The following is a 26,144-nucleotide window of genomic DNA, read 5'->3' on the forward strand; positions in this document are numbered from 1 at the left end:
TTGTATGCACTAGCAGCTTAACGTTATCTCTACTTGGCGCTAACCACCCGATGTATGGTGCCGTTGCCACTTTCAAAAGCGTCGATATTCGCCAGGGTGGTTTCGGCGATATTGGTCAGCGCCTCGGCAGTGAAGAACGCCTGATGGCCGGTGATTAGCACATTATGGAAGGTCGTTAGGCGCATAAACTGATCATCGTCAATCACGCCCTGGGAGAGGTCCTCGAAGAACAGCTGCTCCTCCTCTTCGTAGACATCCAACCCTAAGCGGCCGATTTTGCAGCTTTTCAAACCCGCGATTACTGCCTGGGTATCGACCACTCTTCCACGGCCCGTGTTGATGATCATCACGCCGTCTTTCATTTTTGCGATGGCCTCGGCATCAATCAAATGGTGCGTCTCTGGCTTTAACGGGCAGTGCAGCGAAATAATATCCGCCTGGGCATAGAGTGTCTCCAACGGCACATACTCCACCAACGGCTTCGCCTGAGGGTTGGGGAAAGGATCGCTGGCCACTATCCGGCAGCCAAAGCCGTGCATAATATCGGCAAAAATGAGCCCGATATGCCCCGTGCCGATAACGCCCACAGTTTTGCCATGCAAGTCGAACCCTAGCAGGCCATCCAGGGCAAAATTGCCATCCCGCACTCGGTTGTAGGCGCGATAAGTCATGCGATTAAGGCTTAGCACTAAGGCCACTGCATGTTCTGCCACTGCGTGGGGCGAATAAGCTGGCACCCTTACCACCGTGATGCCTAACCGCTCTGCGGCAGCCAAATCAACGTGGTTGAAGCCCGCTGAACGCAGCGCCACTAACCTTGTGCCACCGCTATGCAGTTGCTCTAACACGGCGGCATCAAGACAGTCATTAACAAAGGCGCAGACCGCATCAAAGCCGTTGGCCAATGGAGCAGTATCGACCGTTAGGCGCGCCTCTAAAAAGCTCAACGCGTGGCGTTCCCCCGAGTTAGCGCGAGTAATAAAAGTGCGATCGTAGGGTTTAGCGCTGAATACAGCGATGCGCATGTCTTTGTTCTCCCAAATCAACCTAAAGGTGGACTACAGAGACAGCATAGGCGACGGAAGTGACACGAGCAGCACCTTTTCACCCGAGGTACTGGCAGTGGGACGATGAATGTTAGAGGGGTAGAAAAAAGAAAGCCGCTCCAAGGGAGCGGCAAAAAGACCGTGACTAGCAATGAGAGGGAGAAACCATGACAGTAAACTGGCGGTTTCTGTCTTGGCTGCCAACGTCTCATCAAACGCTGACAATTACACTGTAATAGTTCTCATTTACCTCGTCAACACAAATACGAATATTTTTTATTTAGCTTTTCAGCTTCGCCGTCAGCTAACCAGCTGCAGCCAAAACGGGAGGGTGAGCATGGCTAATAGGGTCTGCCCAGTGATAATGGCCGCCATCAGCTCGGCATCGCCACCCAACTGGCGCGCTAGGATATAAGCAGAGGTGGCGGTGGGCAGTGCTGCAAACAGCAGCGCTACGTCGCGGCTTACGGGATCCAGCTGCAGGATCCAGGTCAATGCCAATACCAACGCGGGCATGAGCAGCAGTTTAACGCTATTGGTGGCCAGCACGCCGCGGTCAATACGTAGCAATGCCGCTGGGCGCAGCGCCACACCCACGGCCACCAGCCCCAATGGCAGTGCCGCACGCCCGAGTAGCTCTACCGTATCTCGACTCCAGCCCGGCAAACCAACGCCTGTAAGGTTCAGGCCAATGCCCGCCAAGCAGGCAAGAATCAGCGGGTTTTTAATCAGCGCCATGGCACTTTTACCTACGCTAGCACCGCCGAGTGTGCCAGCGGCAACGAAGCTTGCCACGCACATAACGTTAACTACCGGCACCATTAGTGCCACGGCGACAGCGGCGGTGGTCGCTCCTAAGCTGCCGTGTAGCGCGGCGGCGCCAGCAACGCCTACATAGGTATTAAAGCGTACTGCACCTTGAAATACCGACGTAAACGCCGCGGGCGTTAGCTGGAGCCAGCCGCGTAAGCGCCAGAGCAGCAAGCCAAACAGCGCCATCGCGCCAAGCAGCACCAGCGCCAAACGGCCGACCGGCACTTGGCTTACATCTGCGGTGGCCAAGGTGCCTACCAGCATGGCAGGAAACAGCACAAAGTAGATCAGCCGCTCCATCTGCGGCCAAAAGTTGTCGCTGGGCCAACGCCAATAGCCCAGCACGGCGCCCAGCAAGATCAACAAAAATAGTGGGCCTAAAGCGCCAGTGATACTCTCCATTTACGTCCCTTTTACCTGCGACATCCCAGCACAGCGATATCGGCGCGATTGCTGTTACCATGGCAATGACTTCCCGCCCCACGGCTTGCGTAGCGATTATTCTGCCATGAAGATGACTTCAAAACCTGCACACCCGTCGGGCTTCCCCGCCTTAAGGGTACTGATACTGGTCACTGGCTTGGCGCTAGCGGCCTGCGCGTGGTATGCCTTTTCACATTGGCTACACCGTGACAGTGATGTGACATGGTTTCCGCCCACTTCAAGCTGCAATCTGCATGCCGCGCCCTGCACCGCCACTTTGGGTGACTTGGGCCGCATCACGCTCCACGTTCAATCCAGTGGACGGATTGACGCCTTGGAAATATTACCACTGGAAGTGGACGTCGATGGTGTTACCGCCTCCCAGGTCGAGGTAGATTTTGTTGGTCGAGATATGGATTTGGGGCTACACCGTTTTGCCCTTAGCGCAAGTGCGCCCGGCCATTTTCAAGGCCAAGGCCAAGTGGGGATTTGCACTCAAAGCGTTATGCCCTGGCGAGCTCGTGTCATACTGGAAACCACAGAAGGCAAGGTAGGCAGCTGGTTCGATTTTGACGTAATTCGGAGTTAACGCATATGGCAAGGAAACCCCTATGGCTAGGCGCGGGATTGGTCGCGGTCTTACTCGTGGTCAGCGGCATTGGCCTCTATCAGTATGCTTTCGCCCCCAATGAAGGGGAGCCCGAGGGAGGCCCGGTTGAACTGCCCTCTACCCAAGGTGATTTTTCGTTGACCCAGTTAGACGACGATCAAGTCGCGATACTCTCCTTCGGCTACACGTATTGCCCCGATATTTGCCCGATGACCCAGTCGGTTAAGCGCCAAGCCCTGGCCCAGCTCTCTGAGCAGCAGCGCGAGCGAGTGGTGCCGGTGATGATCACCGTTGACCCCGAACGCGATACCATTTCACGCATGCAGGAGTACATGGGCTTTTTCGGTGAGGAGTTTGTTGGCGCGGTGGGCAGTCAGGAACAGCTTGAGGATGTCGCCTCACGCTATGGGGTGATATGGCGGAAAGTCGAAGCGCCGGATTCAGCAATGGACTACACCATTGATCACAGCGCCTCGCTCTTTTTAGTCAACCGTGAGGGGGATATTCTTCAGCGAGTGCTCTACTCACCGACCCCGCATGGTTTAGTTTCCGCATTAGAGAGCGAACTAGACGGTTAAGCCAAGTTTCTTCTTAATCGGCTTGTTCAGGCGCTGCCTGTAGACGATTCAGCATAGCCAGTAGCGCGCCAATTTGGGTACCGTTACGGGTATCGTGCTGCGGGCTTAACTGCCAGGTGCTTTCGGCAAACCCCCACCAGTCCCAGCAGCCCTGTGGGTTCGCCATACTGCTTTCTGCCTGAGGATAGAGCACGATTTGCTGATGCGCTGCCGCCCAGGCATTTAGCCCGGTGTAGCGTATGAACGTATCGCCAATCGCTTCTTCATTCATTTGGCAGCCGTGCAGTGCCAACGTTACAGGGCACTCGCCCGCTTCGCAGCCTTCGGGTATAAACACATAGCCGGTGTCGGCTAAGCCTTTTACCGCAAATTCTGACTGATCAAACGCGACTAGTTCGCCACCCTGCTCGCCCTCTGGCTCGCCAGCGTCAGAGACGTCTCGTTCGGGGTAGAGCCAATCCAGCATTTCTCCGGCAATATCTTCATCGCAGGATAATAAGAAACTACCGCCCCCCTGACGACAATCTCCCCACTCATGGGGCCCAGGGGCGGCTTCACTGGGTAACCGTATTGGCCAGCCATGCCCCGCATTTTCACTGCGCGCAACGCGTAACTGGTCAGGCGATGCAAGCCATTGCTGCCACTGCTCAGCAAGCAGGTCTCCGAGCAGTGGCTCAACCACTTCGTCTTCTTCGCCGTGCCACAAATAGGCCCTGAGCTGGCTAAGCGCCTCGGCGCTACCTACCTGTTCAAGCCCGAGATAGCGCTGGTGGCGAGACTCCAGCTCATCTAATGAAGGCGCGCCGCGACGGGTCATCATGCACTGGTTAAGAGCCAAACTCAGCGAGCCCTGCGCGCAGCTCCAGGGCCCTGCCGCCAGCACGCCCAGGCCACTAAACCGCTCGGGCCAAGCAACCGCCAGCTGGGTCGCCATATAACCGCCCGACGACACCCCCACCACGCTAGCCTGCTCACTCGCAGCACTCAAGGCGGGCAAATCTTCAGGCTCACTGGCCGTCTCGGCTTGTGCTAGTAGCGGTGTGCATAGACCTACGCACGCCACTGCCCGAGCAAAAGAATACAGGCTGGAAGAGGGGGTTGAAGTCATCGCTTATTCGACGCCTAACAGTTCAACGCGGAAAGTTAGCACTTCATTAGGCCCGATAGGCCCTTGGCCATTCTCGCCGTAAGCAATATCCGCAGGGATGTAAAGCAGCCAGCTATCGCCGACGCTCATCATTTGCAGCGCTTCCTGCCAACCTTCGATCACTTGGTTGGTTTGAAAGCTAACGGATTCACCGCGCTCAAAAGAGCTATCGAAAACGGTGCCGTCCAGCAGCATGCCTTCATAGTTCACTTCGACGGTATCTTCAGGGCCAGGCGTGGCGCCATCGCCAGATTCAAGCACTTCATACTGAAGGCCAGAGTCGGTCACGGTCACTTCATCGCGCTCAGCGTTTTCGGCCAGAAAGGCTTCGCCTTCTTCGAGATTCATTTGCGCTATCTCTTCAGCTTCTGCTTCACGCGCTTGCATTGACTGCTCTTGAAACGCCATTAACGCTTCGGTCATCTCTTCTTCACTGAGCGCCAAGTCATTATCTTCAAAAACGTCGCTCATGCCGTCGTGAAACGCATCCAAGTCGAGGTCTTCGATGTCCGCTTGCATGCTTTCACCCAGGGTGACACCCAGGCTGTAAGCCAGACGCTGTTCATCGGTTTCAGGCGCTGCCGCTGCAAAGGGGGCGACTAGAAGCAAACCTGTCAGAGCCGTAGTAGAGAGCAGTTGTTTCATGAAAGATCCTTTTTATAGCGGCGCCATACGCCAATCAGTGTCATACAAAGACTAACACCCACCGCTCCGAGCTGCATCTTCGGGGTGGTGGGTGTCAATAAGACCACAAAATGAGAGAGAGGTTTAGCGGCGTTAGACGACCAGCGTGGGGCAGTGTGCTGCACCCGCCACCCGCTGAGAAACGCTGCCCAGCAGCGGGTTCTTCTCGCCATTGGTGCCCTGGGCTCCAATCACGATCAGATCGCACTCTCGCTTACGGGCAAAGCGCACAATAATGCGCGAAGGCCGCCCGCCCTTCACAAAAGCGCGCACACGAGCACTGTCAGCGCCCAGCTCAATCGCATGGGATTTTGCATGCACGGCGATCTCGGTGGCGTACTCTTTTAACGCATCGTCAGGAATATCCAGCTGGTTGGGCCGCACCATAGAGAGTGAGGCTTCCAACAGGCTGTGGTGTTTAAACACGCACAGCAGATAAAGCTCAGCGCCGGTTAGCATATGCAGGCCCACCGCTTTTTCCAGCGCCCTTAAGGCGCCTTTTGAACCATCCACTGGGACTAAAATGCGATTAAACATTCGCGTACTCCTTGTGGCTGTTTAGCGGAAGGCGACATCGCGCAGGAACAGCGCAATTTGCGGGAACATGATCAGCAGAGCGGCCGCTAAAATGAGCATGAAAATAAACGGCGGCGTGCCTTTGATCACATCCCAATAGGGGCGCTTGAAAATCGCAATAGCGGTGAAAATATCGCACCCAAAGGGCGGGGTTGCCGAACCTATCGCCACCTGCAGGGTAATCAAAATACCTACTAGTACGGGATCTAAGCCGGTAGCCGCAATTGCCGGTGCGAAAATGGGCGTTAGCACCAGGATGACCACAATTGGGTCGACAAACATACAGGCTACAAAGAAGGAGATACAGATGGCAATCAATACCCCGGTCGGGCCCGCATCATTGACCCCCACCGCTTCCAGGATCATTTGCGGAATCTGAGCAAACGAGATAATCCATGAGAAGCCATTACCCACCGCCACCAGAATAAACACCACGGCGGTAATCAAGCCGGTTGATTTAGCGATGGCGTAGATGTCGTTCATCTTCAATGAGCGGAAGACCACAAACTCCAGTAAAACGGCATACAGTACGCAGGCGGCAGCGGCCTCTGTCGGGCTAAAAATACCACCATAAATACCGCCCACGATAATGACCGGGAAACCTAATGGCCACAGCGCTTGTTGAACCGCTACAGCACGCTCTTTCCAGCTCGACTTTGGCTCGGTAGGTACGTCTTTTACGATGGCATAAATAACGCTGTAGGCCGAAAACATCAAAAGGATCATTATCCCTGGCCCAATCCCGGCAATAAACAGCTCGCCGATAGAGGTGCCCGAGATCACCCCGTAAATAATCATGCCGATACTGGGCGGAATCAGAAAAGCAATGTCGCTGGCATTAATGATAAGCGCCAATGTAAAGGAGTCAGAATAGCCCGCTTTAAGCATCTTTGGGCGCAACGGTGAACCGACGGCCACTACGGTCGCCTGGGTAGAGCCTGATACGGCACCAAATAAGGTGCAAGAGGTCGCCGTGCTCACCGCTAGGCCCCCTTTAATATGACCAATAAACGACATGACCATATCGATCAGACGGTTCGCGGACTGGCCGCGGGTCATGATATCCGCGGCCAGGATAAACATGGGCACAGCAATGAGGGAGGCAGGGCGTATACCCGCCATCATCTGCTGGATCAGCGTATCCATCTGGCCAAAGCCATTAAACATCATATAGAAGCCGATTACCGCAGCGGTAATCAGCGGAATCATCATAGGAAAGCCCAGCAGCAGCAGGGCAATCATGGTGGTGACCATTATTGTCGTCATAGCTGTTCCCCTAGGGTGCATTGCCCCGCGTTAGACTTCACTTTCTGTGTCTTTATATCCATCCACCACGCCCGTCGAGAGATAGACATCGTGGGACGTGAAGTTTTTAACCGCGGTCAGCAAGTATTGAATACCGGTGATTAAAAAGCCCATCGGCACCCAAAGGTAGATAATCCAGATCGGTAAGCCCATGGAAGGCAATACCCGGCCTTTGCTATACAGATCTAGGATATAAACAATCGAATAGTAGAGCAGGAAAAACATCACTAGCGATGTGAACAGCGCGATGCAGATCATTAGCACTCTGCGCCCACCTACCGGCAGCGCATCATAGATAGCCGACATGCGAATATGACGACCATGACGGGCGGCATAGCCAATACCCGCAAAGGTAATCATGATGATCAAAATGCGGTTTAGCTCACCGGAAAACATGATGCTATTGCCAAATACAAAACGGGCAACCACATTGGTGACCGTATTCAGCGCCATTAGCAAAACACCCATCGCGAGAATCACGGCTTCTATTTTGCTAATTGCAGTGTCGATCACGCCTAGTACCCCCGGCAAGCCGGAGTGGTAACTCTTTTCCATCTCTTCATCGGTCATGGCCGGACTCCTTTTGAACGGCTCTAACGGCAACAGTTACGTGCCGTAGGCACAATAAACACAGCGTTATTCCATCCTATGTAATCCGAACCTATCTGGTCCGAACTCACCTCGTGCCAAGGCGAGGAGTTAACTCTAGCGTAACGGCATGCCGCTGCCGATGGTTCAACGCTAGATGTACGTAACCCGACGGTAACGTGGTTAAAACCTAACCCGAGTAGCCTCTGCCTTATCGCCACAAAATAAAAAAGGGCAGCCTTTGCTGCCCCTTGATTAATCAACCGTTCGCCAATGCGGCTTTAAGGATGATTACTCGTTGGTTACGGCTTCAAGGTCAGCTTTAAACTGCTCAAGTAGCTCTTCACCACCTTCACCGGTCATTTCCAGGAAGGCCTCTTCAACCTGCGGAGCACGATCACGGAAAGCTTGAATTTGCTCTTCGTCGAGACGTGTCACCGTCACTTCATCAGACGCTTCCTGAATCTTCTCTAGCGACTCTTCAGCCAAGCCTTTGATATGTTCAATAGTGTGGTCATACGCCGCTTGCGAGGCTTCCTGCACTAGCTCTTGATCTTCTTCAGATAAACCTTCGTAGAAGTCCTGGTTAGCCATCATCGCTGTAGTGAACCACCCGTGACCGGTAAACGTCAGGTGCGGAGACACTTCGTACAAACCACCAGACTCGATCCAGAAAATCGGGTTCTCTTGACCATCAATGATGCCGGTCTGCAGACCACCGTAGACTTCCCCCCACGGCAATGGCGTCGGCGTTGCACCAAAGGCGTCGTAGGTCTCCGACAGCAGCGGGTTGGTCATGGTACGGATTTTCTTATTATTCATATCTTCCGGCGAGCTAATCGGCTCGTCGGTCGTTACGACCATTTCGCCTTCCGGATACATCTTCAGTAGCTCTAGGCCTTGCTCGGCATAAAGCTCAGGGAACATCTCGTTGATAGCCTTACTTTCGTCAAAGAACGTCAGTACGGTCTCTTCGTCGGTCGGCAGCAGGTAAGGAATAAAGAAGATTTGCGCTTCCGGAATGAGCGCACCGGTGAAGCCAGGCGACTGGTTCACGAACTGCAGAATACCGTTCTGAGTCTGCTCCATGATGTCATCAGACTCGCCCAGCTCACCAAAGCGATAAACCTGTACGGTGTGGTCTGAGTTCTCTTCGATATGCTCTTTAAAAGCATAGGCAAAGACATCCTGTACGTCGCCTTCATACTCTTCATGAGCGTAACGCCAGTTATCCGCTTGCGCGACAGCCGTCATGCCCATCAAAAGTGCACCCACGCTTGCCGTAGTTATTAATTTGGTGGTTACAGAACGATTAGATACGGGTTTGCTTGCCTTCATACGGTGTTCCCCTTGCAGTGGTAAGCGCGCTTTACGAGTGCGCAAGAACCTGAATAAGCCTCGCGTATCTCAACACGACACTGTTGTTCGCTAACCGGTGTTCGCAAACCGGTAATGGTGCTGCTCTATACTGCGTGCTAGCGAGCGAATAACGCTAGGTATTTCAAAAACAGCTTAATTTCAGGCTAGCGCGCTCCTTGATGAGGGTCAAGCTGGCAAGTAAGCGTTTGTAGCGAATAAAGCCACTCATTTTTCTCCTTTGTCCCACTCTCAGCTTGATGGCCACTTTGACCTGAAAGCAGCTGATTTAGCAGCCAATTAGCTGCATCTAACGACTTTTCGACAACGTTGCCCACACGTTGCTCATCGCTGGACGATGCCCAAGCCCACGCTTGCCAACGTTGAAGATTCTCACGCTCAGCCATCAACTCGGCCTGTTTGATGGTCTCACGCAACGCTTTCACGGACTCGCTTGCCGCCGCTGAGGCTTTTAAGTCTTGGCGCAAGCCACGCAATACCTCCGTCACATGGCTCTGCCAAAGGCGTCGCTGCTCACGCTGGCAAGCCAGCGCTTTGGGCTCAGCTTCCAGACCGCAAGAGTAGAGCCAGCAATGAAACAGCACCTCGCACACATCCAGACCGGCCTCCTCTTGAAGCTTAAGGCAGGCCGCCTCAACGCCGGGGCTAGCGTATAGCGTCAGTGCAAAATCCCACAACGGTGTCTGCTGTAGGCGCTGCAATCGGGTAGAATCAAGCGTATTAGAATCTCGCATCAAATGACCCACTTTCTTCGGGAGAAGGCATGATCGCACTGCGCCAAGTCGCCCTGCAACGCGGCACGCAAACGCTACTCGACAACGCGGACGTTACCCTTAATAACGGGGTAAAGGCCGGGATTATCGGGGCAAACGGCGCCGGTAAATCGAGCCTATTCAAACTGCTGCTCGGCGAGCTTGCGCCCGACCAGGGCGATGTAGAGATGAGCGGCGGCCAGCGCATTGCGCATATGGCCCAGGAAGTTGATGCCCTTGACCGCCCGATTATCGAGTATGTACTCGACGGCGACTTGGCGCTACGCCAAGCAGAAGCTGACTTACTGGCCGCCCGGGAAGCCGGGGAAGCCCACCGCGAAGCCGAACTGCACGGCTTGATTGAAACCCTGGATGGCTACCGTGCCGAGTCGCGAGCGGCGCAGCTGCTGGTGGGACTAGGCTTCGTCCAGACTGACCTGGCCCGCCCGCTCTCGGCGTTTTCCGGCGGCTGGCGGATGCGGGTCAATCTCGCCCGTACGCTGTTTATGCCTTCCGATCTACTGCTGCTAGATGAGCCCACCAACCACCTGGATCTGGACGCTCTGCTGTGGCTGGAGCAGTGGCTGACCCGCTACCCGGGCACACTGCTGCTGATTTCCCACGACCGCGACTTTTTGGATGCCGTATGCGACCACATCGTGCATATGCACCACCAAACCCTGGAGCTTTACCGCGGCAATTACTCCCAGTTTGAGCGCACTCGTGCTGAAAAGCTTGCCCTGCAGCAAGCGGAAGCCGCCAAACAGCAGGCACGGCGGGAGGAGATCGAGCGCTTTATCGCCCGCTTTAAAGCACAGGCGACCAAGGCCAAACAGGCGCAAAGCCGGGTGAAAATGCTCGAGCGCATGGAAGATATCGCCGTTGCCCATGTGGACTCCCCCTTCCACTTTACGCTGCCCGCCGCCGATAAAACCTCGCACCCACTGCTGGTGCTCGACCAGGCCACGCTTGGCTATCGCGGTAAAAAGGGCGACGGAAGTGACGACAATATCCAATTGGACAAGGTCAACGTCACCCTGCTGCCCGGCAGTCGCATTGGCCTGTTAGGTCCCAACGGTGCAGGTAAATCAACGCTGATTAAGTCGCTAACCGGAGAGCTCGAGCTGCTTAACGGCAAGCGCGTGCCCGGCGAGCATCTGGCGATTGGGTATTTTGCTCAGCATCAGCTTGAGAGCCTGGATGTTTCATCGACGCCCTTTGTGCATGTCCAGCGCCTCTCGCCCACTGCCAGCGATCAGGATATCCGTAATTTCCTGGGCGGCTTTGGATTTAAGGGCGATGACGCCTTCGGCAAAGTCGCCAACTACTCAGGTGGTGAGAAAGCCCGCCTGGCGCTGGCGCTGGTCGCCTGGCAAAAACCCAACCTGCTACTGCTCGATGAGCCGACCAACCACCTGGACTTAGAGATGCGCGAGGCGCTGACCCAAGCGCTGGCAAGCTTCGAAGGCACGGTTATTCTGGTCTCCCACGATCGTCACCTGCTGCGCGCCACGGTCGATGAGTTCTGGCGGGTGGCGGATAACCGCGTCGAGCCCTTCGATGGCGACTTGGAAGATTACCGGGTTTGGCTTAAAGCGCGCTTAGAAGAGAGCCGCCGGGATTCCCGCGGTGAAAAAGCCGAGCGCCAGAACCAGCAACCCAGCGGCGACAGCCGTGAAGCGCGCAAAGCGTCCCGTAAAGCGGCCGCCGAGCTGCGTGAGAAGCTGCGCCCACTAAAAAAGCAGCGTGACCAGGCGGAAAATGCGATGGAAAAGGCCCAGCAGGAACTCGATAAGGTAGAGCAAGTGTTGGCAGATCCAGAGCTATACACCGACAGCGGCCGCAAAGCCGAACTGACCAATACACTTGCTCAGCAAGCGGAGATTAAAGCGCGCCTGGATGAGTCAGAAAGGCAGTGGTTGAGCGCCGAAGAGGCGCTGGAGACAATGGAAGCGGAGCTACTCGCCAGCGAAGAGACGGCTAGCTAGCAAAAGCGCATACTCAAAAACCGGGCTAGCTTTCCAACAAAAACGTCACTGGGCCATCGTTGATTAGCGCCACCTGCATATCGGCGCCAAACTCACCGGTGGCCACGTACGGCCAGGCAGCGCGGGTCTGTCTAATCAGCAAATTGAACAGCGCTTCCCCTTGGGCTGGCGGAGCAGCGCTGGAGAAGCTGGGCCGTAGTCCTTTATGGGTATTCGCCGCCAGGGTGAACTGGGAGACAAGCAGCAAACCACCGTTCACCTGCTGCAGGTTGTGATTCATCTTGCCGTCCGCATCGCTGAATACCCTGTAGTGGAGGAGCTTGTGCAGCAGCTTTTCAACGCTGGCCGCGTCATCGTGTTTCTCAACGCCTACCAGCGCCAGCAGCCCGTGGTCGATACTCCCGACGATATTGCCTTCCACTTCCACGCTGGCGCGCTTAACGCGCTGAATGAGTGCCTTCACAAAGCTTCTCCGAACTGACAAACGGCCATTGTAACGACCGCCTGTTAATTTTTCCCTAGCAGCGTATCGCGGAAGTCGTCATTCAGAGGGCGCTCGCCCAGCCAGATACCAAACATGGCGCTGGCCAGCTCTGCGTTACCGCCCTCAAATAGCGTTTCGCCATTGAGCGCCAGGCGCAAAGCATCACCGTCCCAACTCAACACATAGCGATCTTGAGGCTCGACGTCCTGATAGCTTCGGTTAAAGGCGTTAATATCTGCTTCTAGCTGCGAATACTCATAGGCAGTGAGGCTTTTCTTAAGGCTTTCTGTGGTGGCCTCGGCGAAGTCCGGGGCGTCAATGGCGTGAAAATAGGCAAGTTCCAGGCGCCTTGGTACGTCATCCAACGGCTGCGGCTCGGTTTCATCTGCCGCTTGGTAATAGGCGCCCGCGTAGGCCGTCCAAATCATGTAACGAAACACACCGCTACCGATAAGATTATAGCGTTGGCCGTGCTCCTCTAGCGTGCGCTCAAACGCTTCGCCTTTCTCAGTCACACTGCTGGCCATTGCCCAAGGCATTAGCAATAGGCCAGCTAACAGCAACGATAAGTGTACGGCGCGCCTAGCGCCTAATAAGCATGTGGGCATAGAACCTCCTCCTGGCGGCATAACTATACATACCGTTGCGCCAAATAAAGGTTCCGTACAATATTTATTACTGCCCGCACACTCTTGATTATTAACAGTGCCCGTTTGATTATTAATAGCGCCCGCTTACCAAGCCCGGCAGAGCATTAGATCGCAGTGCGGTTCCCCCAGCAACATCTCGGTTAGCTGACTAGTGTGATGAGGCTGCCCACGGCTGCCGATCATCACGAGATCGGGCGTGTGGCGCTTCATATACGCCTGCAGCACATCGCAGGGTGTGCCTTGCTCTAGCACCAACTCAACATCGGGCACCCCGTCTAACTCACGCATCAGGCTATCGACTTCGTTACTCAACTGCTCACGCAGTCGCTGCACTTCATGTTCACGCCAGTGGGCGTAATAGGCCTGCGAGCCCAGCTCACGTTCGCCGGGCAGTGTCCAGGCGTGCAGAAGGGTGAGCGCCGCTTCAGGAAACCGGATTAGCGCCTCTTTCAAGGTATGTCGCGCCGTCAACGAAAAATCGATAGGCACCAGGATATGCTGCCATGGCTGGGTCGGCTGGTGAGAAGAGACCACCACAGGGCATGGTGCACTACGCAGCACGCGCATGGTGGTGGTACCCGCCAGCAGGTCTTTTTGCCCGCGCTTGCGATGCATACCCAGCACAATCAGCTCGGCGTTACGTTCATGGGCTTCGCGGACGATTTCAACGTGAGGCGAGCCGGTCACGGTTTGGATCAACGTTTTCGGCGCCTCTAGGGCGTAGTCTTCGCGTAGATCCGTCAACATGGTGGTGATGTCTTCCACTACCGCGCTTTCGACATCCAGTAGCACACGCCTGGGCAGGTAAGGGTCCAACACGTGCAGCACGTCGAGCTGAACACCTTGGGCATAGGCCAACCGAAGCGCCCGAGCAAAAGCGGCGCGATTATCAGCGGAAAGATCGGTGGCAAACAGAATAGTGCGAGGCATGGCGAAACGCTCCTCGGCTGAGCAGCTCAGCCTTACAAGCCGTTAAGCAGACACTCTTTAGCATGGTGCGCAATATCCATTCTCGCAAGCTACCTGTTACCCAAATGCTTCAAAGCAGTACACCCGAATCACCACCAAGCGTGAAAATGGTGCACCGGGCCGCGTCCTTTACCCACGTTTAAGCGCACGCTCGCCTCCAGAGCCGCATGCAGCCAGTGTTTGGCATCGCTGATGGCAGTTCCCGGGGCATCCGCTTCGGCATCCACGGGGAGTTTCGCCAGACAGGCGGCAATCGCCGAGGAGAGCGCGCAGCCGGTACCGTGCAAATTATCGGTATCGATGCGCGAGGCGGGTAACCACGCATGGCCGCTGGGGGTTGCCAGCAGATCCGGACAGGTCGCTCCACGCAGATGGCCGCCTTTCAGCACCACGTAGGGTGCCCCCAGCTGCGTCAACCCCGGCAACATCGCCTCCATGGCGTCTAAACTGGTGGGTGATGACGTATCGAGCAGTACCGCGGCTTCCGGCAGGTTGGGGGTAATCACATCGGCCAAGGGCACGAGAATATCGCGTACTGCGCGAATACCAGCGTCATCGACCAGAATATCGCCGCTCTTGGCGACCATCACCGGGTCGAGCACGATCCAACGTGGGCGCCGCTGACGCAGCACATCGGCTATCACCTCGGCGACCTCGCGGCTGGCTACCATGCCAATTTTGACCGCATCTATCGCCACATCATCCAGCAGGTGTTCCAACTGCTCGCGAATCGCCTGGGGCGAGACGGGGTGCACCGAGGCCACCCCGCAGGTGTTCTGGGCAATTACCGCGGTAATCACGTTGGTGCCGTAAACGCCGAGAGCTGAAAAGGTTTTTAGATCACCTTGCAGCCCGGCGCCCCCCGAAGGATCGGAGCCAGCGATGGTAAGCACATTGCGAAGACGGGAATGGGTAGACATGGGGCTCCTTCACGGCAAAAACGTCACTGTGCTCCTAGGATACCCAAGCTGCGCGCCTTATGCTGCCGAAACGTACATGCCAAACACACAAAAGCCGCCCGAAGGCGGCTCGTTAGTGTGCGTCAAGCACGGCAAACTATTGCGCGGTGTCACCTTCTGGGTTGCGGGCGTTGTAGTAAGCCTGCTCGGAGATGGCGTGGTAATCCTCGACCTTCTCTTGGAACGCTTGATAGGAGTCATAGATACGTGTAGCTAATTCGCTCGATTCCGCCAACTCGGCAACCACATCTTGCGAGTGCTCACGCGCCTGGGCCAGTACGTCGTCGGGAATGCGGCGCAGCTCAACATCGTGCTCGTTCACAAGGGTTTCCAGCGCATCGTTGTTACGTGCGGTGTACTCATCCAGTACGTTAGCATTGACGTCACGCACAGCCGTTTTCAGGATTGCCTGCAGATCCGCGGGCAACTCAGCCATGGCCTCTTCGTTGACGATGGCTTCGAACATGACCGTCGGCTCGTGCCAGCCTGGATAATAGTAGTAATCCGCCGCTTGGTGCAGGCCGAAAGCTAGGTCGTTGTAGGGGCCAATCCATTCGGTAGCGTCAATGGCGCCGGACTGCAGCGAGGTGAAGATCTCCCCGCCCGGCATATTCACAATCGCCACACCCATACGGCTCATGACTTCGCCACCCAGTCCGGGCATGCGCATTTTCAAACCGTCGAGATCGGCAACCGAGTTGATTTCTTTGTTGTACCAGCCGCCCATCTGTACGCCGGACGCACCTGCTACCAGTACGTCGACGCCAAAGTCATCGTAGAGCTCGTTCCACAGCTCCATGCCGCCACCAAAGTGCAACCAGGCGTTCATTTCCTGGGCATTCATGCCAAACGGCACGGCGGCAAAGAATTGCGCCGCGGGGGCTTTGCCTTTCCAGTAATAGGAAGCGGAGTGGCCCAATTCGGCGGTGCCGTCGGAAACGGCGTCGAATACCTCAAACCCCGGCACCAATTGGCCCGCACCGAAGACTTCGATGGTCAGGCGACCATTCGACATTTCATCAACCAGTTCCGCAAGGCGCTCAGGGCCTTGCCCCACGCCTGGGAAATTCTTCGGCCAGGAGGTGACCATTTTCCAACGAAACTCGTCCTCTTGCGCCTGGGCGTGATTATCGAAACTAGAGACCACCAGCAAACTGGCGGAAAGTGCGGTCGACATGGCGATCGCGACGGGGAGTGTTTTGGCTTTCATACAATAACCCTCTTGCTTTCTATTATTACTATTATGAGTAGGGAATATTCCGCCTAGCGTAGAACACTAGGCGGTTTGCTACAGGCCATTAATGGCTATTTACTGCTTTTAATTAGGTTGCCACTTCTTAACGTTGATAGCAGCGATGCTTTTCAACTTACCCCATTGTTAGCCAAATTGAGCGGGCAGCCATGTTGCCAGCTGCGGGAAGAAGCTCAACATGAGCAACATACCCAGCTGCATCAGGATAAACGGGATGACGCCACGGTAAATAGCCGAGGTAGATACAGACGGCGGCGCTACGCCACGCAGATAGAACAGCGCGAAGCCGAACGGCGGCGTTAAGAACGACGTTTGCAGGTTAATCGCGATCATAATACCCAGCCAAATCGGGTCAAGCCCCATGGCGAGCAGAATCGGCCCAACGATCGGCACCACCACAAAGGTGATTTCGATAAAGTCGAGAATAAAGCCAAGCAGGAAGATCACCAGCATAACGATAATCGTCGCACCGACTACGCCGCCAGGCATCGCCTCGAACAGTTCGGTCACCATGTGTTCGCCGCCGTAGGCACGAAAGACTAGCGAAAACAGCGCGGCGCCGATCAGGATCAGAAACACCATGGTGGTGACGTGAGTGGTCGAACGCAGCACATCTTTCAGGGTGGCCCAATCGAGCTGACGATAAGCCAGCGCCAGCACCAGCGCGCCGAAGGCGCCTACCGCAGAGGCCTCTGTCGGCGTGGCAAAACCGCTTAGAATCGAGCCTAGCACCGCCACAATCAGCACCACGGGAGGCACCAGACCTTTGAGCAGCAGCATGCCAATGCCTGAGGTATGGCCAAGCTCGGCCATTAACTCTTCACGGTCGGCAGCAGGCGCCATGTGCGGGCGCAACCACGCCACCAGGGCCACATAGATCATATACATCACGACCAGCAGTAACCCAGGCACTAGCGCGCCCATAAATAGGTCGCCCACGGAGACCGTTTTAGGGCTGAAGATCCCCATATCCAGCTGCGCTTGCTGATACGCCGATGACAGCACGTCACCGAGCAGTACCAAAGCAATGGAGGGCGGAATAATCTGCCCTAGCGTGCCGGTGGCACAAATGGTGCCGGTCGCAAGCGACGTGCTGTAACCACGCTTTAGCATGGTGGGTAGCGACATCAACCCCATGGTGACTACCGTGGCTCCCACAATACCGGTAGAGGCGGCCATTAGCATGCCCACCAGGGTCACCGAAATACCCAAACCACCGCGCATAGCGCCAAACAGCAGGGCCATGGCATCCAGCAGCGTCTCAGCCACTTTGGATTTTTCCAGCAACACGCCCATCAACACAAACAGTGGCACCGCCAACAGTGTTTGGTTGGTCATAATCCCGTAGAGCCGATTGGGTAAAGCAGCGAGATAGCCACTATCGAAGTTGGCGTCGATCCCCATCGCTTCCAAACCCAGCCCCATACCGGCAAACAGCAGCGCCGTGCCCGCCAGCGTGAGCGCTACGGGAAAGCCGAACATCAACACAATACAGATGACGGCAAATAAAATAACCGGCATAAATTCCAGCATCAAACTCGCTCCTCAAGATGATTGCCACCAGCAGCGGACGGTACAATCCGCCCGGCCATCACGTAGCCGTTGCGCACAATCTCAATCACGCCTTGCACGATCATCAGCACGGCAAACAGTGGTATTAAGGTTTTCAGTGCGTAGACTGCCGGAATACCACCGTAGTCGGAGGAGGTTTCCATAATGCGCCAGGAGTTGAAAACATAGCCCAGGCTGGAAGCGATGATAAAGACCATGACGGGGATCAATAGCGTAATAATGCCTACGACATTAATTAACGCTTGGCGGCGTGGCGTCATCCCTCGATAGAAGATATCCACCCGCACATGGCCGTCGTGGCGAAACGTATAGGCAGCGGCGAGCATGAAGACACTCGCGTGCATATACATGACTAGCTCTTGCATGAAGATGCTGTTCACACTGAAAGCATAACGAAGCAGTACAATCGCGAACTGAATCAACATCATAATGATGATCAGCCACGCAAGGGTACGCCCGAACCACTCTGAAGCGCGGTCCAGCGCACCAATAAACGCAGGTAGTTGTGTTGTGTCCGACATGGGAGTGTCTCGCATAAAACGGCTAAGGGGGTCAGCGCCCCAGACAATAGCGCATATATGCGGACAATGCAGCGCCCACGCGCTGCACAGCGAGCTTAATTATTAAACGCTTGGGCGAATTGCCGCTAAGCAGGCTTCGGGCAAGGGTAGATCGACAGCAATTGGCAGGTGATCAGAGAACAAGTGATCTAATACCCGCACTTCGGCGGCCTCTAACGACTGCGACAACAGGATATGATCCAGCGCATGGCGCGGCTGCCAGGAGGGGTAGCTAAGCAGGGGTTTCACTGGGTGCAGCGGCAGCGAAGTACTGAAACGCTCATGAGCATGCAACTGGTCAGGAGTACAGTTGAGGTCGCCCATCACCACCACGTGGTGTAATGGCTTAATAATCTCGCTTAAATAGTTGAGCTGACGCACCCTTCCACGATGGCTAAGTGCCAAGTGGGCAACAAATATATGCAGCGCATCAGGGCCTTCGCCAAAGCGCGCGTGGATTGCACCGCGACCAGGCATTGCCCCCGGCAAACGGTGCTCTTCTATTTGGCTGGGCACCAAACGCGAGAGTAAACCGTTACTGTGCTGGGCGATACGTCCCAGATTCCGATTAAGCTGCTGAACGTGATGGGGGAACCCCGCTTTGGCAGCGAGATACTCCACTTGGTTGACGCGGCTTGAGCGAAAACTACCGCCGTCGACCTCTTGAAGCCCCACCACGTCGAACTTGCTCAGCACTTCACCCATCACATCCAGCCGCTTCTGTCGGCGCGGATGCGGCAACAGGTGCTGCCAGCTGCGGGTGAGGTAGTGATGATATGCCGTTGTCTGGATACCCACCTGCAGGTTAAACGTCAGCAAACGCAGATGGCCATCTTCCAGCAGCGTCGAGCGCGGGCTGCTTACCTGTGTTTCATTACGCTCTCTCGCTTCACGTAACACGGTTACTCTGCGCGCTCTTCACGCACCTGCTCAACCAACGCTTCAGCGACTTTCGGCATATTTTCCAGGCTGCCAGCTGAACTTGGCGTTACCAGAAAACGACCATCAATCACCAGTGCAGGCACACCCATTAACTTCATTTCACGCATGCGGTTGTTGGCTTCGTTCACTTCGCTGCGAACACTAAAGTCGGTCAGCGCTTGCTTGGCCTCTTCTTCACTAACTCCATAGTTGGCGAAAAACGCAGCAATCTCATCGGGCTCTGTGAGCGACTGATTTTCCTGATGGATGGCGTTAAAGAAGTCGGCGTGTAACTCATCTTCGATGCCCAGCGATTCAGCTGCATAGAACGCTGTGGCGTGGGTGTTCCAATCACCGCCCATCGTGGCCGGCATATGCTCTACGCTAACGTCGTCTTCCAGAGTCTCGTACCATTCGCTGACCGGTGTTTGTAGCCGGTAGCAGTGAGGGCAACCAAACCAAAATACTTCGGTAACGGCAATTTTCCCTTCGTCCGCATGCGTCTCTACCGCCGCTTCAAGCACCTCGTAATCTTGGCCTTCAACCACTTCTTGGGCACTCACTGCAGCAGAAAGACCCAGACCAGCCAGTGCGACCATTAACGTTTTAAACATCGTATAAATTCTCCATGGGTAAGCGAAAGATGAGACCGTGGATACATTAGCGGGTTCCCTCAACTAGCAAACGTTGCCAAGAACGTTGCCTAGTGAGAACCCGCAAACGGCATAAGGAAGTGTTTAGGCTGTCAATTTCAAGTTTGAAACGTTAGTTCAAACCCAACAAATAGTTAGCCACTGCTTCCATATCGCTGTCGCTCATTTTTGAAGCGATGTCGCCCATGATGTTATTGGGGCTATTGTTACGATCACCTGCCGCGAAATCCTGAAGCGTTGAAACCGTATACTCGGCGTGCTGACCAGACAGACCAGGATAAACGGCACTGCCAATACCGACACCCGTTGGCGTGTGACAGGCTGAACAGGCGGGAATGCCTTTCGACATATCGCCAGCGCGGTAAAGCTCTTCACCGCGAGCCAGTAACTCAGCGTCTTCATCGCTGGTTTGGCCTAGGTTGGCGTCTTGGCGCGCAAAGTGCGCCGCTACATCCCAAGCGTCTTGGTCAGAGTAGTCATCTACCAGACCGGCCATCTGGGGTACCATGCGATCGCCGTCGCGGATATCCATGATCTGTTTCGCCAGATAGGACATCTGCTGACCCGCTATGTTAGGGAAAGCGCCCGATGGGCTAATGCCCTGCTGCCCATGGCAGGCGGCGCAAGTTTGGGCCATTTCCTGACCAGCGGATGCGTCAGCATCAGCTTGGTAGTCCGTTTGAGCGTGGGCGATGCCAACGGCGCCCATGGTAATTGCTAGGCTTGCCAGTAACTTTCTCATTGCTATTCCACTATGCCGTTTTATGTTTGACTGGTACGCACCCTGGGCGCTTCCCAGGCTTCACAAGTTACCAGGGTTAGCTCCGCCAATACCAACCTTCGCTAATACCAACAACGTATCGCGATGGTACACTAGCGCTCCAGGTCGCAGATATAATCCGCTTGCATTATAACGAATCACCCCAGCGGCGGGAATGCAAGTGCTGGATTGCTTTAGGGGTAATTCGTCGCGGTACTGTTCTCAATTCTCTATCATGAGTCGCTATCATGCGTTCTACCTTATCTTATGGTGAAGCGATAGAGAGTTGATAGTGCGCAGAGTAGGCCGCTTTTATGTTCGTTTCTCAGGATCAACCCAATGACTACCCCCCATGATAGCCCAGTCCCTCGGCTGAACTACCCGACGGCAAGTTTTCTTATCAGCGCCCCCACCCTGGCCCTGTGCCCGGATGATACCGGCGCCGAGGTGGCCTTTGCCGGGCGTTCAAACGCAGGCAAATCAAGTGCTATCAATGCATTAACGCAACAAAATGCGTTAGCGCGCACCTCACGCACGCCGGGACGCACCCAGCTGATCAACTTTTTCAGCGTTATGAACGACGAGGCGCGGCGTTTGGTCGACTTGCCGGGCTACGGCTACGCCAAGGTACCGGAGGCGGTCAAGCTAGAGTGGCAAAAGCACCTCGCCGAGTACCTGCGCAACCGTTTCAGCCTACGCGGCTTAGTACTGCTAATGGACGTGCGCCACCCGCTCACCGAGTTCGACCAAATGATGCTCGATTATGCCGACCAGCGCGGAATGCCGGTGCATATTTTGCTCACCAAAGCCGACAAGCTGAAAAAAGGGCCTGCCAGCGCCGCCTTGCAAACAGTGCGTTCGCGCTTAAAGGAGTGGGAAGACCTCGTCTCTGTTCAGCTGTTCTCTTCACTCAAGCGCGACGGCGTCGATACGCTGTCCCAGAAACTCAATCAGTGGCTGTATACACCGCCTGAATGATGCCTCTCTAGTTTCTCCAGCACGCTGGGTAACTCTTTAATATGGGCAATGCGATGCACACGCGGGGGAAGCGGTTGATCCTCCGCTTCAGAAATCCATACCACGTGCATTCCCAGCTGCTGGGCAGGCAGCACGTCTTCCTGCCAAGAATCACCCACGTGCATGGCGCTCTCGGGAGCGACGTTTAAGCGCGAAAGCGCGGTGAGGAACGGCGTCGGGTCGGGCTTGGGCGCCAGTAACTCGCCCGCGGCAATGGCGACCGGAAAGTAGCCAGCCAGCGGCTGACGTTTAAGATGTATATTGCCGTTGGTGATCGCCGCCAGCTGATAGCGTTCCGCCAAGGCAGCCAGCAAACCGGCCGCTTCTGGGTGGGGCGTGACCTGCACGCGCAGGCGGTGAAACTCATTCATCGCCGCTGATGCCCACATCAACGCAGCACTGCGGTGCAGACCTGCGTCTTCTAACTGGGCCTCTAGGGCGCGCAAACGCAGCCAAGTGAAGTCACCGCGCCGTTCAGGCACTTCTTTAGCCAACTGTTGACGACGCTGCAAATAATCCAGCCCGCCGCCTTCATGGGATAACGCCAGCGCCTTTTCCTGGCGTACTCCTCGCCATGTCTCAAGTGCCTCCAGCAGCCAGCGGTAGTGGCCCTCTTCGGTGCGCGCCATCACCCCGTGGTTGTCCCATAAGGTATCGTCCAAATCGAAAGTAATGGCCTGCAGCATCGTCATGGTTTGCTCCTGGGGCTGTTCTTGCGGTCGTTGGGGCCTCGTTTAGCGCGGGGATGGGCGGCATCGTAGCTGGTCGCCAGATGCTGCCAATCAAGTCGGGTGTAGATTTGTGTGGTCGACAGATTGGCGTGCCCTAACAGCTCCTGCACGGCGCGCAGATCCTGGCTCGACTCCAACAGGTGACTGGCAAAGGAGTGGCGCAAACGGTGCGGGTGCAGGTGTTCGGGCAAGCCGCGGGCAATCGACAGCTGCGCTAAGCGCTTTTGAATGGCGCGATGGCCCAAGCGCTGCCCGCGTTGGCCCACAAACAGCGCCTGCTCGTTAACGGGTGCGAGCGCCGAGCGGCAACCCAGCCACTCGGCCAGCGCCTGCTGAGCGCGGCGCCCTACCGGCACCTGACGCGGTTTGCCGCCTTTGCCGATTACCCTTACCCGGCTATCTTGCAAATCGCCCAAATCAAGCGCCGCCAGCTCCGCTAAGCGCAAACCGCTGGAGTAAAACAGCTCAAGAATAGCCTGATCCCGCACGCCCAACGGCGAGCCGTCGTGGGGAGTATCAAGAAAACGTGCCAGGGCGTCGACATCAACCGGGCGTGGCAAGTGGCTGGGCTGTTTGGGCGTGCGCAATAGCCCGACCGGGTTATCGTTCAACACACCCTGCTTGACCAGGTAATCCGCGAACCTGGAAAGCGCCGCCCGGCGTCGGGCAAGGCTTCTAGGCGCCAAACCGCGGCTACGCTCTGAGCCTAGAAAAGCGCGCAGCAGCGCCGTGTCTAGCGCCGCGGGGTCGGTAACATCGCGCCGTTCGGTGAAGGCACATAGCGCGGTGAGATCGTGCCGATAAGCCGCCACCGTGGCAGGGCTAGCATGGGACGCAAGCGCGGCTAGAAAGGCCTCAACGCGCTCGGCGATCATGGTTTCGACCAGCGTCGTCTCAACCATGATCGCCGAGACGCACCAATAGACGCGCGACTATATCACCCAAATACTCGGTGAACAGCGTATCCATGCTGGCGCGATAGGCGTCAGGGCTGGGGCTGGCTAGCAGTAAATAGCCCAAGGGGTCGCCCGCGGAGAGGCGTGAAATAGCGCAGGAACCCGCTTTACGGGGTGCTTTCACGTGAGGTAGCAGGCACTTCCAGTCGCTGACGCTGAGCTTCACACAGCGGCTGGTGCGGCCATCCAGCAGCGCCGACAGCCGCGTGCTGGCATGTTGATCAAGCACATGGCGCGGCGGCTGAGGCGGCGTTGGCTCACTATCGCTTAACGAGGCCGGACACCACAGCGCCATGGCCGGGGTTTCAAAGCGCTCGCTAAGCTGGGTGGCCAACGCTTGCGCCAATGCATCGCGATCCGGCGCTTCCACCAGCGCGATGAGCGTTTCCCGCAGCCGACGGTACTGGGACTCGTTATGGCGTGCGGTTTCCAGCAGATGTTCCAGGCGGCCCTCGGCGGTTTCCGCACGCTTACGCAGGTCTAACACCAGGCGCTCTAGCAGTGACACCGCCCCGTCGATATGCGGGTGGGGGACTTGCAGTTGCTGGAGCAGCCCTTCGCGGCCGACGAAAAAATCGGGATGACGCGCCAGCCAGAACGCCACTTGATCAGGATCGAGCGTTTTGCGGGGTTCGGGGGCTTGAGACATCGCCGTTCTCCTCGAATTAATTGAGTGCTACGCGGCCATCGAAGACGCGTGTAGCCGGTCCCACCATCGTCAGCGCCCCTTCAGGGTCAGGCCACTCAATGCTGAGCTCTCCACCGGGTAAATGGACTTTTACGGGGCTTTTTAACAGCCCCTGGCGAATACCGCTGGCCACTGCCGCACAGGCACCCGTGCCGCAAGCGAGCGTTTCGCCGCTGCCGCGCTCGTAAACGCGCAGGCGTATTTCGCTGGGTGAGAGTACCTGCATAAAGCCCACGTTAACACGCTTGGGAAAACGGGGATGCGCCTCTACCAACGGTCCGAGGCGTTCGACCGGGGCATCGTCCACACTGTCGACCTGAATTACCGCATGGGGGTTACCCATGGAGACCACGCCGATGCGCAGCGTTTCATCACCCACTTCGAGCTGATGTAGGGGTTGATCCCCTGGGGCATCGAACGGTAGCGCCATGGGGCTAAACCGAGGGCGGCCCATATCCACTCGCACCATGCCGTCGTGCTGTACGGTCAGCACCAACGGCCCCCCGGCGGTTTCCACATGGATTTCATGCTTGTGAGTCAGCCGCTGATCGCGCACGAAGCGGGCAAAGCAGCGCGCCCCGTTGCCGCAGTTTTCCACTTCACTGCCGTCGGCGTTATAAATGCGGTAGCGAAAATCCATCTCGGGATCGCGGGGTGGCTCGACGACCAACAGCTGGTCAAAGCCAATGCCGAAACGCCGGTCTGCTAGCGCGCGGATTTGGGCTTCGTCCAGCCGGGCGCGCTGAGTGACGAGATCCACCATGACAAAGTCATTGCCCAGGCCATGCATTTTGGTGAAGTGTAAAAGCATCAGTGCCCCCCTTCGGGCAGCAGCGCTTCACCCGCCCAAAGACTGGCAACGGTTTCCCGGGCGCGCACCACATGGCAGCTGTCACCATCGACCATTAACTCGGCGGCGCGAGGGCGGCTGTTGTAGTTCGACGCCATGACAAAACCGTAGGCCCCCGCCGAGCGCACCGCCAGCAGATCACCTTCGTCAATTGCCAGCTCGCGCTCCTTGCCCAGAAAATCACCCGTTTCACACACCGGGCCCACTACGTCGTAAAGGGCGCTTTCGCGCGTTTGGCGTGTATCCACCGGTACAATCGCTTGCCAGGCTTGGTAAAGCGCCGGGCGAATCAGATCGTTCATGGCCGCATCGACAATGGCGAAGTTCTTGGTCTCACCGGGCTTGAGAAACTCTACCCGAGTGAGCATGACGCCAGCATTAGCGGCGATGGAACGGCCGGGCTCAAACAGCAGCGTAAGCCCTTCACCACCTTCCCAGCGCGATAACCGCGCCAACAGCTGGCTGGCGTAATCGAACGGCTGGGGCGGTTTTTCATCGCGGTAAGGCACGCCTAAACCGCCGCCTAAATCGAGATGTTCGATTTCGATGCCGCGCTCGCGCAGGCGCTCCATGAGCATCAGCAAGCGATCAAGGGCGTCCAAAAAGGGCGCCGTTTCGGTGAGCTGTGAACCAATGTGGCAATCGAGACCCTTCACCTTCAGATTGGGCAGGCTTGCGGCTAGCTCGTAAACCGCCAAGGCTTCATCCACCGGGATGCCGAACTTGTTATCCTTCAAACCGGTGGATATATACGGGTGGGTCCCCGCGTCCACATCCGGATTTACCCGCAACGAGACCGGGGCAATTTTACCCAACTCGCCCGCAACGCGATTCAAGCGCTCAAGCTCCGGGCGTGACTCAACGTTAAAGCACTTAATGCCCACTTCCAGCGCACGAGCCATTTCGTGGGGCTGCTTGGCAACGCCCGAAAACACTACCTTCGCCGGATCGCCACCAGCCTTGAGCACCCGCTCAAGCTCGCCGATGGAGACAATATCGAACCCTGCACCCAGCCTGGCCAACAGGCCCAGCACCGCCAGGTTAGAGTTGGCCTTCACCGCGTAACAAATCAGATGCGGGTGGCCGCCCAGCGCCTCGGTATAGGCTCGAAAGTGACGCTCAAAAGTGGCTTTTGAATAGACATAGCAGGGCGTGCCATGTTCGTCGGCAATTCGCGACAGCGGCACGTCTTCGGCGTACAGCACGCCATCGCGGTAATTAAAATAGTCCATGGT

28 protein-coding genes are annotated in these 26,144 nt (G+C 56.3%); 4 read left to right on the plus strand and 24 right to left on the minus strand.

Features of this window, described 5'->3' with window-relative positions; all coding sequences use genetic code 11:
- Positions 1 to 29 precede the first annotated feature (29 nt).
- A complete protein-coding gene (locus tag QHL1GM_RS12055) occupies positions 30 to 1,025 on the minus strand; it encodes a 2-hydroxyacid dehydrogenase (protein ID WP_071694698.1) in 996 nt (331 codons plus the stop codon).
- Between the two features lie 321 nt (positions 1,026 to 1,346).
- Entirely contained in the window at positions 1,347 to 2,261 is a 915-nt protein-coding gene (locus tag QHL1GM_RS12060) for an AEC family transporter (protein ID WP_071694699.1), read from the minus strand.
- Between the two features lie 106 nt (positions 2,262 to 2,367).
- Here QHL1GM_RS12060 and QHL1GM_RS12065 point away from each other — a divergent pair, with 106 nt between their 5' ends.
- Together QHL1GM_RS12065 and QHL1GM_RS12070 are read left to right on the plus strand one after the other, a co-directional pair.
- Complete coding sequence (locus QHL1GM_RS12065; RefSeq protein ID WP_071694700.1) at positions 2,368 to 2,871, plus strand: hypothetical protein; 504 nt, start codon at positions 2,368 to 2,370, stop codon at positions 2,869 to 2,871.
- A 5-nt stretch (positions 2,872 to 2,876) separates the two neighbouring features.
- On the plus strand, positions 2,877 to 3,470 hold the full coding sequence (locus QHL1GM_RS12070; protein ID WP_071694701.1) for an SCO family protein: 594 nt from the start codon (positions 2,877 to 2,879) through the stop codon (positions 3,468 to 3,470).
- 13 nt (positions 3,471 to 3,483) lie between these two features.
- Here QHL1GM_RS12070 and QHL1GM_RS12075 read toward each other — a convergent pair whose 3' ends face one another.
- The 7 genes from QHL1GM_RS12075 to QHL1GM_RS12105 form a co-directional block, all read right to left on the minus strand.
- The gene (locus QHL1GM_RS12075) at positions 3,484 to 4,578 is read right to left on the minus strand and encodes a PHB depolymerase family esterase (protein WP_071694702.1); all 1,095 of its coding nucleotides are present in this window, start codon (positions 4,576 to 4,578) and stop codon (positions 3,484 to 3,486) included.
- 3 nt (positions 4,579 to 4,581) lie between these two features.
- Positions 4,582 to 5,262, minus strand: coding sequence for an FKBP-type peptidyl-prolyl cis-trans isomerase (locus tag QHL1GM_RS12080; protein ID WP_071694703.1), 681 nt, complete (start codon positions 5,260 to 5,262; stop codon positions 4,582 to 4,584).
- Positions 5,263 to 5,394: 132 nt separating this feature from the next.
- On the minus strand, positions 5,395 to 5,838 hold the full coding sequence (locus QHL1GM_RS12085; RefSeq protein WP_022521256.1) for a universal stress protein: 444 nt from the start codon (positions 5,836 to 5,838) through the stop codon (positions 5,395 to 5,397).
- Between the two features lie 21 nt (positions 5,839 to 5,859).
- A complete protein-coding gene (locus QHL1GM_RS12090; protein WP_071694704.1) occupies positions 5,860 to 7,143 on the minus strand; it encodes a TRAP transporter large permease in 1,284 nt (427 codons plus the stop codon).
- A gap of 30 nt (positions 7,144 to 7,173) precedes the next feature.
- Positions 7,174 to 7,752, minus strand: coding sequence for a TRAP transporter small permease (locus QHL1GM_RS12095; protein WP_071694705.1), 579 nt, complete (start codon positions 7,750 to 7,752; stop codon positions 7,174 to 7,176).
- 309 nt (positions 7,753 to 8,061) lie between these two features.
- Positions 8,062 to 9,108: a TRAP transporter substrate-binding protein DctP gene (gene dctP, locus QHL1GM_RS12100; RefSeq protein WP_071694706.1), complete on the minus strand. Its 1,047-nt coding sequence runs from the start codon at positions 9,106 to 9,108 to the stop codon at positions 8,062 to 8,064.
- A 185-nt stretch (positions 9,109 to 9,293) separates the two neighbouring features.
- Positions 9,294 to 9,881: a TIGR02444 family protein gene (locus QHL1GM_RS12105; protein ID WP_071694707.1), complete on the minus strand. Its 588-nt coding sequence runs from the start codon at positions 9,879 to 9,881 to the stop codon at positions 9,294 to 9,296.
- Positions 9,882 to 9,910: 29 nt separating this feature from the next.
- Here QHL1GM_RS12105 and QHL1GM_RS12110 point away from each other — a divergent pair, with 29 nt between their 5' ends.
- Entirely contained in the window at positions 9,911 to 11,887 is a 1,977-nt protein-coding gene (locus QHL1GM_RS12110) for an ATP-binding cassette domain-containing protein (RefSeq protein WP_071694708.1), read from the plus strand.
- A gap of 25 nt (positions 11,888 to 11,912) precedes the next feature.
- Here the strand turns inward: QHL1GM_RS12110 and dtd are convergent, their stop codons facing one another.
- The 10 genes from dtd to QHL1GM_RS12160 all read right to left on the minus strand — a co-directional run bounded on the left by dtd (position 11,913) and on the right by QHL1GM_RS12160 (position 20,649).
- On the minus strand, positions 11,913 to 12,350 hold the full coding sequence (gene dtd, locus QHL1GM_RS12115; protein WP_071694709.1) for a D-aminoacyl-tRNA deacylase: 438 nt from the start codon (positions 12,348 to 12,350) through the stop codon (positions 11,913 to 11,915).
- Between the two features lie 44 nt (positions 12,351 to 12,394).
- Positions 12,395 to 12,979 (minus strand): chalcone isomerase family protein, encoded by a 585-nt coding sequence (locus tag QHL1GM_RS12120; RefSeq protein WP_071694710.1) that lies wholly within the window; start codon positions 12,977 to 12,979, stop codon positions 12,395 to 12,397.
- A gap of 126 nt (positions 12,980 to 13,105) precedes the next feature.
- Positions 13,106 to 13,951, minus strand: coding sequence for a universal stress protein (locus QHL1GM_RS12125; RefSeq protein ID WP_071694711.1), 846 nt, complete (start codon positions 13,949 to 13,951; stop codon positions 13,106 to 13,108).
- A 128-nt stretch (positions 13,952 to 14,079) separates the two neighbouring features.
- On the minus strand, positions 14,080 to 14,910 hold the full coding sequence (gene thiD / locus QHL1GM_RS12130; RefSeq protein ID WP_071694712.1) for a bifunctional hydroxymethylpyrimidine kinase/phosphomethylpyrimidine kinase: 831 nt from the start codon (positions 14,908 to 14,910) through the stop codon (positions 14,080 to 14,082).
- Positions 14,911 to 15,046: 136 nt separating this feature from the next.
- On the minus strand, positions 15,047 to 16,159 hold the full coding sequence (locus tag QHL1GM_RS12135) for a TRAP transporter substrate-binding protein (RefSeq protein WP_071694713.1): 1,113 nt from the start codon (positions 16,157 to 16,159) through the stop codon (positions 15,047 to 15,049).
- A 168-nt stretch (positions 16,160 to 16,327) separates the two neighbouring features.
- Positions 16,328 to 17,734, minus strand: coding sequence for a TRAP transporter large permease subunit (locus QHL1GM_RS12140; protein ID WP_071694714.1), 1,407 nt, complete (start codon positions 17,732 to 17,734; stop codon positions 16,328 to 16,330).
- Positions 17,734 to 18,294, minus strand: a complete 561-nt coding sequence (locus QHL1GM_RS12145) for a TRAP transporter small permease subunit (protein WP_071694715.1) — start codon at positions 18,292 to 18,294, stop codon at positions 17,734 to 17,736. The genes QHL1GM_RS12140 and QHL1GM_RS12145 overlap by 1 nt, the downstream gene beginning before the upstream one ends.
- A gap of 102 nt (positions 18,295 to 18,396) precedes the next feature.
- Positions 18,397 to 19,233: an endonuclease/exonuclease/phosphatase family protein gene (locus QHL1GM_RS12150; protein WP_071694716.1), complete on the minus strand. Its 837-nt coding sequence runs from the start codon at positions 19,231 to 19,233 to the stop codon at positions 18,397 to 18,399.
- A 2-nt stretch (positions 19,234 to 19,235) separates the two neighbouring features.
- A complete protein-coding gene (locus tag QHL1GM_RS12155) occupies positions 19,236 to 19,868 on the minus strand; it encodes a thiol:disulfide interchange protein DsbA/DsbL (protein ID WP_071694717.1) in 633 nt (210 codons plus the stop codon).
- 151 nt (positions 19,869 to 20,019) lie between these two features.
- Positions 20,020 to 20,649 carry a cytochrome c gene (locus tag QHL1GM_RS12160; RefSeq protein WP_071694718.1) on the minus strand — a complete coding sequence of 210 codons (630 nt, stop codon included), beginning with the start codon at positions 20,647 to 20,649 and terminating at the stop codon, positions 20,020 to 20,022.
- A 357-nt stretch (positions 20,650 to 21,006) separates the two neighbouring features.
- Between QHL1GM_RS12160 and yihA the strand changes: the two genes are divergently transcribed.
- Positions 21,007 to 21,645, plus strand: coding sequence for a ribosome biogenesis GTP-binding protein YihA/YsxC (yihA, locus tag QHL1GM_RS12165; protein WP_035582043.1), 639 nt, complete (start codon positions 21,007 to 21,009; stop codon positions 21,643 to 21,645).
- Here yihA and QHL1GM_RS12170 read toward each other — a convergent pair.
- Genes QHL1GM_RS12170 through lysA form a run of 5 tightly spaced genes read right to left on the minus strand, consistent with a single transcriptional unit; the run spans position 21,618 to position 26,141 of the window.
- The gene (locus tag QHL1GM_RS12170; protein WP_071694719.1) at positions 21,618 to 22,376 is read right to left on the minus strand and encodes an HAD-IA family hydrolase; all 759 of its coding nucleotides are present in this window, start codon (positions 22,374 to 22,376) and stop codon (positions 21,618 to 21,620) included. The two genes, yihA and QHL1GM_RS12170, sit on opposite strands and share 28 nt — an antisense overlap.
- Positions 22,373 to 23,317 (minus strand): tyrosine recombinase XerC, encoded by a 945-nt coding sequence (locus QHL1GM_RS12175; RefSeq protein WP_071694720.1) that lies wholly within the window; start codon positions 23,315 to 23,317, stop codon positions 22,373 to 22,375. The genes QHL1GM_RS12170 and QHL1GM_RS12175 overlap by 4 nt, the downstream gene beginning before the upstream one ends.
- Positions 23,310 to 24,020, minus strand: coding sequence for a DUF484 family protein (locus QHL1GM_RS12180; RefSeq protein ID WP_071694721.1), 711 nt, complete (start codon positions 24,018 to 24,020; stop codon positions 23,310 to 23,312). The genes QHL1GM_RS12175 and QHL1GM_RS12180 overlap by 8 nt, the downstream gene beginning before the upstream one ends.
- A gap of 16 nt (positions 24,021 to 24,036) precedes the next feature.
- Positions 24,037 to 24,870, minus strand: a complete 834-nt coding sequence (gene dapF / locus QHL1GM_RS12185; RefSeq protein WP_071694722.1) for a diaminopimelate epimerase — start codon at positions 24,868 to 24,870, stop codon at positions 24,037 to 24,039.
- Positions 24,870 to 26,141, minus strand: coding sequence for a diaminopimelate decarboxylase (lysA, locus tag QHL1GM_RS12190; RefSeq protein ID WP_071694723.1), 1,272 nt, complete (start codon positions 26,139 to 26,141; stop codon positions 24,870 to 24,872). Before lysA ends, dapF begins: the two co-directional genes overlap by 1 nt.
- Positions 26,142 to 26,144 lie beyond the last annotated feature (3 nt).

The sequence above is a fragment of the Halomonas sp. QHL1 genome (assembly GCF_001882345.1).
GTDB lineage: Bacteria > Pseudomonadota > Gammaproteobacteria > Pseudomonadales > Halomonadaceae > Vreelandella.